This window comes from Exiguobacterium sp. TNDT2 (assembly GCF_003331145.1).
GTDB lineage: Bacteria > Bacillota > Bacilli > Exiguobacteriales > Exiguobacteriaceae > Exiguobacterium.
In genome coordinates, this window is record NZ_QLVE01000050.1 from 1 (window position 1) to 10,954 (window position 10,954).

Annotated in this window: 10 protein-coding genes and 1 pseudogene; 4 read left to right on the plus strand and 7 right to left on the minus strand. The window is 45.4% G+C overall.

Features of this window, described 5'->3' with window-relative positions:
• Positions 1-260: 260 nt before the first annotated feature.
• Entirely contained in the window at positions 261-986 is a 726-nt protein-coding gene (locus DPV68_RS14270; protein ID WP_157964213.1) for a hypothetical protein, read from the minus strand.
• Between the two features lie 437 nt (positions 987-1,423).
• Between DPV68_RS14270 and DPV68_RS14895 the strand changes: the two genes are divergently transcribed.
• Together DPV68_RS14895 and DPV68_RS14275 are read left to right on the plus strand one after the other, a co-directional pair.
• Positions 1,424-1,564 carry a hypothetical protein gene (locus DPV68_RS14895; RefSeq protein WP_157964214.1) on the plus strand — a complete coding sequence of 47 codons (141 nt, stop codon included), beginning with the start codon at positions 1,424-1,426 and terminating at the stop codon, positions 1,562-1,564.
• Between the two features lie 791 nt (positions 1,565-2,355).
• Positions 2,356-2,688, plus strand: a complete 333-nt coding sequence (locus tag DPV68_RS14275) for a hypothetical protein (RefSeq protein WP_114167442.1) — start codon at positions 2,356-2,358, stop codon at positions 2,686-2,688.
• Positions 2,689-3,278: 590 nt separating this feature from the next.
• Here the strand turns inward: DPV68_RS14275 and DPV68_RS14280 are convergent.
• From DPV68_RS14280 to DPV68_RS14285, 3 genes are all read right to left on the minus strand, one after another.
• Positions 3,279-4,001, minus strand: coding sequence for a GGDEF domain-containing protein (locus DPV68_RS14280; RefSeq protein ID WP_114167443.1), 723 nt, complete (start codon positions 3,999-4,001; stop codon positions 3,279-3,281).
• Positions 4,002-4,096: 95 nt separating this feature from the next.
• The gene (locus DPV68_RS14900; protein WP_157964215.1) at positions 4,097-4,237 is read right to left on the minus strand and encodes a hypothetical protein; all 141 of its coding nucleotides are present in this window, start codon (positions 4,235-4,237) and stop codon (positions 4,097-4,099) included.
• A gap of 23 nt (positions 4,238-4,260) precedes the next feature.
• Positions 4,261-4,605, minus strand: a complete 345-nt coding sequence (locus tag DPV68_RS14285; protein WP_114167444.1) for a hypothetical protein — start codon at positions 4,603-4,605, stop codon at positions 4,261-4,263.
• Positions 4,606-4,634: 29 nt separating this feature from the next.
• On the opposite strand from DPV68_RS14285, the pseudogene DPV68_RS15240 reads away from it, so the two are divergent.
• Together DPV68_RS15240 and DPV68_RS14290 are read left to right on the plus strand one after the other, a co-directional pair.
• Positions 4,635-4,829, plus strand: a pseudogene (locus DPV68_RS15240) (type I restriction enzyme subunit R domain-containing protein); the annotation flags it as partial.
• 21 nt (positions 4,830-4,850) lie between these two features.
• The gene (locus DPV68_RS14290) at positions 4,851-5,957 is read left to right on the plus strand and encodes a type I restriction endonuclease subunit R, EcoR124 family (protein WP_114167445.1); all 1,107 of its coding nucleotides are present in this window, start codon (positions 4,851-4,853) and stop codon (positions 5,955-5,957) included.
• Positions 5,958-6,413: 456 nt separating this feature from the next.
• Here DPV68_RS14290 and gndA read toward each other — a convergent pair whose 3' ends face one another.
• Genes gndA through zwf form a run of 3 tightly spaced genes read right to left on the minus strand, consistent with a single transcriptional unit; the run spans position 6,414 to position 10,745 of the window.
• The gene (gndA, locus tag DPV68_RS14295) at positions 6,414-7,826 is read right to left on the minus strand and encodes an NADP-dependent phosphogluconate dehydrogenase (protein ID WP_114167446.1); all 1,413 of its coding nucleotides are present in this window, start codon (positions 7,824-7,826) and stop codon (positions 6,414-6,416) included.
• Complete coding sequence (locus tag DPV68_RS14300; RefSeq protein WP_114167447.1) at positions 7,823-9,196, minus strand: glucose-6-phosphate isomerase; 1,374 nt, start codon at positions 9,194-9,196, stop codon at positions 7,823-7,825. The genes gndA and DPV68_RS14300 overlap by 4 nt, the downstream gene beginning before the upstream one ends.
• Before the next feature lie 31 nt (positions 9,197-9,227).
• Positions 9,228-10,745 (minus strand): glucose-6-phosphate dehydrogenase, encoded by a 1,518-nt coding sequence (zwf, locus tag DPV68_RS14305; protein WP_198662335.1) that lies wholly within the window; start codon positions 10,743-10,745, stop codon positions 9,228-9,230.
• Positions 10,746-10,954 lie beyond the last annotated feature (209 nt).

Below are 10,954 nucleotides of genomic sequence, written 5' to 3' on the forward strand. Positions count from 1 at the left end.
GGTAGATATGAAAGTGAAATTAGAAGAAAAGCGTAATCGATTCAAGATGCGTGGATTGCGGGTAAAATCTTAATTGGACCAAGTCGAGTCATTTTTATACTCTCATGAGGTTATGGTTCTACGTGCGAAGGAAGCATCTTTGGTCAAGTCATTGAACATGTATCATACGATTTCTGCGAACCGTTAAATCCTTACTTTGTAATAAATATAAGGGTACTAGATTTAGTCACTGGTTGACTCAATCTAGTACCCTTTTCGTATCATTGTTTATTTTGTTGGGTGTTCCGCTCCCGCAAGACCGCGAGCTCGACCTGTTCCTGTAACCGGTTCTCGAACGCCTCTTTTTCACGACGGAGAAGCTGCACTTCCAAATGAAGTTTTTGGTTCTCCTCTTCGAGTTGGTCGCTTCGTCGCGTTCGTGCCTTCAAATCGTCAAGCGTGTCCATCAGGTTCTGGTTTTGACGATTGAGCTGGCTGCGCTCTAGCTCGAGCTTCTTGACGTCTTCTTCTAAATTAAAGACCAACTTCTTCTGGGCCTTTAGTTCTTCTTTGAAAGAAGCACGTTCGGTCTCGAGGGCGTCCTGAGCGTTTTGTTTCTCGGCGAATAGGAGCTCCACTTGATGTTGAAGTGGAATTAATTCCTGGTCGTGGGCCGCGACTTGACGCTCATAGTCCTCTTTGAGCTGTTCCGACTCTATGATGATGCTTTGCTCAAGGTCATGAATCGTCTTTTGATAGCGCGAACAGATCCGTTCGTGTTCCTTTGATTGAAGCTCGAGCCGCGTGGCTCGTTCATTGAAAAGGGCCAGCACCTGATTCAATACCGCCTGGAGAGCATCGTTCTCCAAACTGATCAATGGATCTGGCACCTGTTTATCAGCCAAGGTGATCAGTTCTTCAAACAATTGATTTGTCGACAGCTGCCGCTGTTCCGACAATCGCTGGATGTGTTCTTTTACCTCTTGTGAGACTCGAAAAGAGGTCACTTTGGTTTCATTAGACTGCACAGCATTCACCACTTTACCATTTGATAGTTTTCTCGTTTGAACACATATGGACTCGCATTCATCTCACTTCCATTTTCGCGTATTTACTACGTAAACACAAGACGAGGCATTGCTGACAAGCCTAATTCGTTTCGACGTCGAAATGTATACAGTGAATGAGTACGGGTTGTCCGGTTTTGTATTAAAGCCGTTCTTATCATCCGTCAAAATCTATGAATCTTCTTTCAAGTCGAACTCGTAAGTATATAAACTCGTGAGTACGAGCGCACTCTCGCAATCAAAAAAGGATGGGGTGTGTCATTGTGAATAAACTTAAAGTCTTCTCAACTCTATTTACCACGGTATTTATCATGTTCAGCGTATTCTTTGCTCTGACGACAGAATTAAATGTCTTTTTGGGTGGAGCGTTGGTAGGGATGAGTGTACTCATCAGTGGCCATCTGGCAGAACGATTGTTTAAACGCTTCGAACATGAGATGGTCTCTCCTCCGACAGTCATTTTCTCATACGTGCTCCTGTTGGTCGTCGCTACCTATTTTATCGGACTATACTCATAAATTACGTCAAACGGACCGGGTTCATAAAAATGACCTCGGTCCGTTTCATATGTACATCATTCATAAATAATAATTAGGCGCTTCTTGCTTATCCTTCATAAAATCCTTATCAGGCCAAAATCCAATAGTAAAACAGAAGTGCGTATACAGATCACGATCCGATTACGAGATATCGATTCTCTCGTCTGTTCCAGGTGAACAACACGAACATCAAAAACAAAAAGAAGAACGAAGTCACCAGAAGCGGCAGTGGATTGGTTGCTTCATCTGCTGCGAATCTGAATACTGTTGAAGTCATCGCCTTTATAAAGAACAAGATACCTTCCACCTATTCATCTTTCAATTTCTCCAACATCTCTGTCATCTAGCTCCCTCTTCCCATACGGATGTGCATGATTTTTTCATATTCCAATCTATTTTACATGATAAGCCAAAAAGAGATACCAACTTAAAATAAAGTGCGCCTACACAGGGTGGCTTTACTCGGTGCATTGAACCATGCCTCTAGCTGTAGATATCTAAGATGGCCAAAGAGGACGTTATATGAACGACCCAAAGGTGAAGGGACTTACGATATTGTAAAAGTGAATTTTGTTTTGTCAGTAGGTTGTAAGCCTCTACGGGTATGGATAAAAAAGTATAAAAAGATGAGAGGGGGAATGAGCATGTCGCTCGTCGCACGTGACGTGATCAAGATACATGCTGCCCCGGAAGACATTTGGGCAGTCTTGACCGAGCCGGAATACATTATATAATGGGACGAGTTTCCCGACGGGCATGTGGTCGAGACGATGCGCGTAGGCAATCAGATTATCTGGCGACAGCCGAACGGCGGACAGACCCTACTGAAGGTCGTTCGTATGGTCGACCGTGAACTACTGAAGATATCGCTTTACTCTACCAATTGGCCAGGGGCTCCAACAGACTATGCGATCCACTACTGTTATCTGATTCGAGAAGTGGCCGGGGTCACAATTTTAGTCGTCGTCATTGGAGACTTTGCGGCGCTCCCAAACGGGATGGATTACTACGAGGCGTCCATCGATTTTGCGAACGTGGTAACGCTTCGAATCAAACAACTGGCTGAGGTGAGAGAGCACAAGCGAACGATTCAGTCACACTGACAAACGTCACTAGATATGACAGTCGATAGAAGCGAAGACCCAATAGACGGCCGCGTCAAAAAAAGAGTATGGCACAGAAGAGAATCTCCATTCTGTGCCATACTCTTTACTAGTCATGTGGTACGCAGTTTTCAGTGTAAGTCATTAGATTGAAGCGAGCCGAATGAATCCTCATATCGAGCATCGTCAAGTGTCTATCGAGCAAGAGACCTTGAGGAAGAAAGTCGATGGTACAAGGCCAGGACATCTGAATGATTAATTTCCCATTCTATATCACGGGTCAGCGGAATCTGAAACACCTGTTCCATTTCATACATCAACATGGCCAATCTCGAATCAAGTCGATCGAATGCTCCTTGCAAGCCTCCTGGAACAATAGCTCAAAACGTTGAAGCTCGGTCATATAGATCATCCCTTCATTCGACGAGGATATCCGACATCATTGTTTCCTATAGATTTACATTCGTGCTTGACTGGTCAAATTCCTGTCTCAATCGATCGTTCTCGTTTGTTTGAAGGTGGCGCACTAGTCGGATGACCTCGTTGATTCTCTCGGTACCCTCTTGAAGGTTTATCGTGAGGGACGTCAGTCAGCTGTCGAACGTTAAAAAGTCCCCGCTCAGCAACTCGTATTCTTTAAGTACCTCATCAAATCGGGACATGACCTCACCTGCCTCATCGATCGGAGTGAGAGGCATCACGAGGCCGAACGTCTCGACATCGATGCGGTACTTCTTGTCGGTTCTCCGCGTCATGAGATGTAGCTGATCACTGAAGTAGTTCAAGAACCACTCGTACTCCGTCTTGCCATGTCGTGACTCAAACCCACGTAGTCCAGGTATCTGATATAGGATGACCGTGAACTCGCCGCCATGCCGTTGGATGCGATCGAATTCAGCTTGTACCTCCAACAAGAACCGCTCGTCATTGTCGAGCCAGGTCTCAGTGTCGACCGCCACGAGTTGTTGAAGGCGTTCAGCCAGTTCAGCATGTTTGCCATATGTCGTGACGACCTGGTCCCGGATATAACCCGTGACGGCCGTCAACATGATCAAGAGTAGCGTGAACATGATCGGTGAATAGCTTGCAGGTAGAAAATTCGTGTCCGACTGCACGAGAGGGTACCAAAACGGAAGCGCGAGGATGATGAAACTCAAGATCACACAGACGCTCAGACCGATCCGTGAGCCGATGAAGAGCGTGATAGCCAGTGTCACTATCAAGATAATCGCTCCCGATAGCTTGAAGGGTCCGGTTACCGGGAGTACATAGACAGTGGCCATGACCCCAATGATCAATATGATCATTGACATGAAAAATCTTGCGATGTTCCTGTTCACCTTGCCCGCCTCCCTTTCCTTGATTACGTCCTTCCTGTTAGCCTGAGTTCCACAGGCTCTCTTGTTCGTCAGACGGTGGTCATGAACGTCTCGGTACGTTTGTTCAATTGTTCGGTCACGCCCTCGATGGTGTGGAAGCGATCGAGGGCCTGTTCCATCAAACGCACACTCTGAGCCATCTCATCGTTCGATTGTTCGACATTGTCCATGACCAACGAGAGTTGTCAATTCATCAAATCGGTGTGGTGCGGACGTGGATGACGGCTCGTTCGACGAGTTTCGACAAGTTGCATACCTTGGTCGCAACGACATTGAATCCTTTTCCAAAATCTCCGACCTGTGCTTTCAGCCCCTCGAATGTCTCCTGGTTCTGTTCGCTCTCGGATAACATGTTCTCAATCGCCTGCTTGAGGCGTGCCTCTTCATCAATTCCTTCTATCGAGCTATATTTCAAGGATTTGGCGAGCGATTGGAACGAGTGGGCGTACTCACGAATCATCTCCACACGTCCGGTGATGTCGATCGCAATCTTGACGACAACGACACCGACTACCACATCATCTTGAAAGACGGGCATATAGGGCGCCTCCAACCAACCGTCTCGCGCGTAAGAAGGCCGAGTTCAAGGAGTTCGGGAACCAGATCGACCTCGTCATCGTCGTCGACCGACTGCTCACCGGCTTCGATGCGCCGACCATCCAGACTCTCTTCGTCGACCGGAACCTGAGCTATGCGAACCTGATCCAGGCGTTCTCCCGGACGAACCGGACGTTCCCGGGAAAGGCGAAAGGATTGATTGTCACGTTCCGGAAGCCGGCGCTCATGGAGAAGAACGTCCAGGATGCGACCCGCCTCTATTCGAACGAGAACGACGATTCGAGCCTCGTCTATCCGACTTACGAGGAGTCGAAGAAGCGGTTCAAGAAAGCGCATAAGGCGCTGCTTGAGTTGGCGGCAGACCCTGGTGAGATTGATGAACACTCGACTTTGGAGGAGCGAGTCGAGTACGTCAAGGCATTCCAGGAGCTAAGCAACGCTTTCGAGGCACTCGTCACCTACGACGAGTATAACGACGACTTGGAGAAATTCTTCGACCGGGTGAACCATGACAAGCTCATGGGGCTTCTGGCGAAGCGAATCGAGGACAAGCACCTGCTTCAGCTCATCCACAAGTATCTGAAGACCGGCATCTTGATAAACGGAGTCGTTATGAACAGTGAGGAAGGCACTCCGCAAGGAGGTCCTCTCAGCCCGCTGCTCTCGAACATTGTCCTGGATGAACTGGACAAGGAGCTCGAAAAGCGTGGTCACTCGTTTGTCCGCTACGCCGATGACTGCAACATCTACGTGAAAACACCGAAAGCAGGCAACCGGGTCATGAAGTCGGTGACTTCATTTATAGAAGGAAAGCTGAAGTTGAAAGTGAATACCAGCAAATCAGCTGTAGACCGACCATGGAAGCGTAAATTCCTTGGCTTCAGCTTTACTTCCCATAAAGCACCGAAGGTGCGGATTGCGAAAGCGAGCCTAAACCGGATGAAAGACAAAGTTCGGGACATCACCTCACGAAGTAAACCGTATTCAATGGAAAAGCGAATTGAAAAGCTGAACCAGTACCTGACGGGTTGGTGCGGTTATTTTGCGTTGGCGGATACGCCAAGCGTATTCAAAGACCTAGAATCGTGGACTCGAAGAAGGCTCCGCATGTGCATGTGGAAAGATTGGAAGAAGCCGAGCACGAAAGTGAGAAAACTCATCGGAATGAGCCTCCCGAAAGGGAAGGCTTATGAATGGGGTAACTCGCGAAAGAGTTACTGGCGAATTTCAAATAGTCCGGTATTGCATAGAGCCCTCGGAAACTCCTACTGGAGTTCCCAAGGGCTCAAAAGTTTGATAGCACGTTATGAAACTTTGCGTCATATATCTTAATTGAACCGCCGTATACCGAACGGTACGTACGGTGGTGTGAGAGGTCGGGAGTTAATCGCTCCCTCCTACTCGATCCGAATTTACCGGTTCGCTTGCTCTTGTAAGAATGCATCGAGCGAGTGCTATCATTTTAGATCTGCGGTAGTTTATCAACTTAAAAATAATCAAAATAGCATACCCTTTAGCAGATTGGTTCTTTTAGGGATTCCGCCCCTTTTAACGGTAGAATTTTTTCATAGAGTTAAAGTTTCAAACATAAAAAGATGATTTTCCTGAAGGATCCAGATTCCAGATAATTGTTTATCGACAATTAAAATCTATTGGAGAAGGCGTCAATGAGCATGGAGGCTGCAATGTATTCAAAAAAAGCCCGCTGGAAAACTTTCTTTTTCCAACAGGCCTTTCAGTCTGATTACGTGATGTTCTAACAAGCTTCTACATACTTATTGTTTCTGGTTATTTTACTTGCCACTCGGTGTGGAAGAAACCTTCTTTGTCTACACGCTGGTACGTATGGGCACCAAAGTAATCCCGCTGTGCCTGGATTAAATTGGCTGGCAATGTCTCAGAGCGATAGCTGTCATAGTAAGCCAATGCGCTTGAAAAAGCGGGCGCCGGAATTCCTTGCTGAATGGCCAGCGTCAGCACTTTTCGTAGAGAATGCTGATACTCCCCTATAATCTCCTGGAAATATGGATCAATTAATAAGTTAGGCAGTTCGGGATTGCCGTCAAATGCTTCTTTGATCTTTTGCAGGAATTGCGCCCGGATGATGCATCCTCCACGGAAGATCATGGCAACGTCCCCGTAAGGAATATTCCAGCCATACTCTTCAGATGCCGCACGCATTTGGGCAAAACCTTGAGCATACGAGCAAATCTTACTCATGTATAAGGCTTTGCGGATGGCTTCAATCATTTCTTGGGAGTCGCCTGCCTGTTTTTTCGGTTCAGGGCCTTGCAGAATTTTGCTTGCGGCGACCCGTTCTTCCTTGACCGAGGAAATAAACCTTGCGAAAACGGACTCTGTGACGATTGGAAGGGAAACACCTAAATCCAACGCGTTTTGGCTTGTCCATTTCCCAGTCCCTTTCTGTCCGGCCACATCCAAAATCTGATCAACAAGCGGCTTCCCGGTATCTTCATCCCGCTTGTTCAAAATATCGGCGGTAATTTCGACAAGGTAACTGTCAAGCTCCCCTTTGTTCCAATCCGAGAATATAGTGGACATTTCTAGGACAGAAAGGCCAAGCGCGTGTTTCATGATGAAATAGGCTTCGGATATCAATTGCATATCGCCGTATTCAATGCCATTATGAACCATTTTTACATAATGGCCAGCTCCATCAGGACCCATATAGGCACTGCAAGGAGTGTCATCTACTTTTGCCGAAATTGCTTCCAGAATAGGTTTGACTTGTTCATATGCTTCTTTCGGTCCACCGGGCATGATGGAAGGACCGTTGCGGGCACCTTCTTCTCCGCCGGAAATTCCGGCGCCTAGAAAGTGCAAGCCTGCTTCTTGTAATTTTGCTGTTCGCCTATTCGTGTCTTCAAAAAACGAATTTCCTCCGTCTAATAGAATGTCCCCTGATTGAAGGTGGGGAAGGAGGGATTCAATGACCGAATCCGTCGTGTCTCCAGATTTCACCATCAACAAGATTTTGCGGGGGGGTTCCAATGAAAGGACAAACTCTTCAACACTGTATGCTCCCAAAATCTTTTTTCCTTGTGCTTCTTTTTCAGCTAATTCGTCGATTCGGTCTGTCCAATAATCATAGACAGATACAGAATAACCTTTACTCTCCATGTTCAGGGCTAAGTTTTTTCCCATTACCCCTAAACCGATGACTCCAATTTGCTGCTTCATTGTATTTTCACCTCATCGTTTTGTGAGTTGCCAGACGGCAACAGCCGATTTTCCAGCTTTTCTCTTTCTTTTTCAAATCCTTCTTTGCCAAGCAATGCAAACATATTGGTTTTATATGCCTCTACTCCTGGTTGGTCAAATGGATTGACACCGAGTAAAGTGCCGCTGATCGCGCAGGCTTTTTCGAAGAAATAAATCATTTCGCCAAAGGTGAATTCATTGAGTTCGTCTAGCTCAATGACCAGATTCGGCACACCTCCATCGACATGAGCAAGGGAAGTTCCAAGTGCCGCTTTTTTGTTCACTTCATCCATTGTTTTTCCTGCTAAGAAGTTCAACCCATCCATATTGGCTGGATCTTCTTGTATGACAAGATCGAGGGAAGGTTTCTTCACTTGCAAAACTGTTTCAAAGAATAGACGGTGCCCTTCCTGCACATACTGCCCCATTGAATGTAAATCAGTGGAGAAATTGACAGAAGCGGGGAAGAGTCCTTTTTCATCTTTCCCTTCACTTTCCCCGAAAAGTTGTTTCCACCATTCTGCTGTAGAAAGCAGGCCAGGCTCGTAGCTTACAAACAGTTCAATCGATTTTCCTTTATTATAAAAAATATTCCTTACTGCAGCATATTGGTAGCTTTCGTTTGTAGCGAGTACGGGATTGTTGTATTTGTGGTAAGCAGCTTTTGCCCCCTGCATCACTTGGTCGATATTAAGCCCGGCTACAGCCATCGGAAGTAAACCGACTGGAGTCAAAACGGAGTATCGTCCTCCGATATTATCAGGAATGACAAATGTTTCGTATCCTTCTTCAACTGCAAGATTCCGAAGCGCACCTTTGCTCCGGTCGGTTGTGACATAAATTCGATTTCTAGCTTCTTCTTTTCCATACTTTTTTTCCAAAAGGGTACGGAAGATCCGGAAGGCTAAAGCGGGTTCAGTGGTTGTGCCGGACTTGGAGATCACATTGATGGAAATGTCTTTCCCTTCCAGTAGCTGAAGCAAATGTGTGATATAAGTTGGGCTAATGTTATGTCCAGCAAAATAAACTTCCGTATTCCCTTTAACTTGGTTATGGAATGTATGTGATAAGGCTTCTATTGCTGCCTTGGAGCCTAGATAAGAGCCGCCGATGCCAATCACAATAAGCGCATCTGACTGTTGCTGAATTCTTTCGGCAGCCAGTTTCACCTGGAGAAACTCTTCTTTATCATAGTTAATCGGCCAGTCGATCCACCCCAAGTAGTCAGAACCCGGTCCTGTCTGCTGGTGAAGTTGGTTATGCGCTTGTTTGACAAATTCGCTAATATTTTCAAACTCGCTATTCGTTATAAACGATAATACTTTGGTGAAATCAAATGAAACGGGCATGTAATCTCTCTCCTTTTGAATGAACTATTTTTTACCACCACTTCGATTGATCCGTCAGCAATAACTCATTTGCCATTTCTGGACCTGTTGAACCGGCTGGATAAGAATATAAAGGCATTAACTCCTCTTGGTAAGCTTCTAATAGTGGTTGAATCCACTTCCATGATAGTTCCACTTCTCTCCAATCGGCAAAGAACGTTGAATCGCCGCGCAGTGCATCATAGAGCAGAAGTTCATATGCTTCCGGCTGATTTTCTGAGCTGGTTGAGAAATCAATCCAAACAGGTTTGTATCCAGTGCTGGATGGATCTTTTAAATTTACGCGCAACGAAATGCTTTCATTTGGACTAATTTCAAGAATCATTAAATTTGGAGAGCTTCCTAACTGTGTATTTAAATCCATCACCTTGTTCTCGAATTCAATGACAATTTGTGTCGACTTCTGATTCATCCGTTTCCCTGTTCGTATATAAAAGGGGATTCCATTCCATGAGGGGTGTTCGATAGAAAGGCGAGCTGCAAAAAAAGTATCATTCGTTGAGGAATCATTAACCCCCGGCTCCTCTTTGTAGCCAATGACGGGGTTGCCCTGAACCTCTCCCGGACCATACTGGCCGCGGACAACGCTTTGGTATGCTTTTTCTTTCCGGATGGGTTGGAGAGAGGCAATAATGTCTGTCTTTTTCACCCGGCCCTTATTTTCCATGAAGTTATCCGAAAGATAGACAGCTGTCATTGTGACCAACTGAAGAAGGTGGTTTTGAACCATATCCCGGATGGCTCCTGCCTTATCATAATAATCAGCCCGGTTTTCTACACCTACAGTCTCACTTGCTGTAATTTGGACATTTGAAATTTGTTTATGATTCAACAAAGATTCCAAGATCGGATTCGCCAAGATCAAGGTTCTTAGTTTTTGTACCATAGGTTTCCCTAGGTAGTGATCAATTCGGTAGATCTCCTCTTCACGGAAAACGTTGCTCAAATTCTCATTTAATTTTCTGGCTGTTTTTAGGCTGTTTCCAAACGGTTTTTCAACAATGAGGCGTTTCCACCCGTTGTTTTGACTGATTCCGCTTTTACTAAGGTGGGACGTGATAATATCAATTAAGCTGGGGGCCACAGACAAGTAAAACAGCCGATTTTGAGGAATACCCAACTCGTTTTCCCTGTTTTCAATAAGTTCGCGCAGTTTGTAGTAAGACTCTTTTTCTGTCGCATCAAAGCTGCAATACCGAAATTTCTCTAAAAAAGCTGGCAAAGATGAAGCGTGAATGGACCTTCTGGAATATGCGTAAAGTGCTTTTTCCACTTTATACTGAAAGGTTTCATCCGAACAATAGTCTCTGCCGGTACTGACAACGGAGATGGTTTCAGGTAACTTCCCGTCCAGGTATAGATTGTACAGAGCAGGAAATAACTTGCGTTGTGCTAAATCTCCTGTTGCTCCGAACAAGACAAATGTCATGTTTTGCAGGGGCCGTTCTTGTTTAAATTCAAATAAATCATTTTGAAAATTAAATTCTTCAAGCAGATTCTCGGTGTGCATATGTTAAAACCTCCTACTCTTAAAATCATGTGTCTCTGGCATGACTGATAATCGCAACAGGTTTTAGTATAATGACTCAAAGTTTTTTATGTAAGTACGCACTTTATAAACATATACTTACAAAAAGTATACTGTAGCAAGGGAAAGAGGAGGAAATTCACCAGGGATCCGGTTCTTAAAAACTTATCTGATATACAAAATATCTCTAT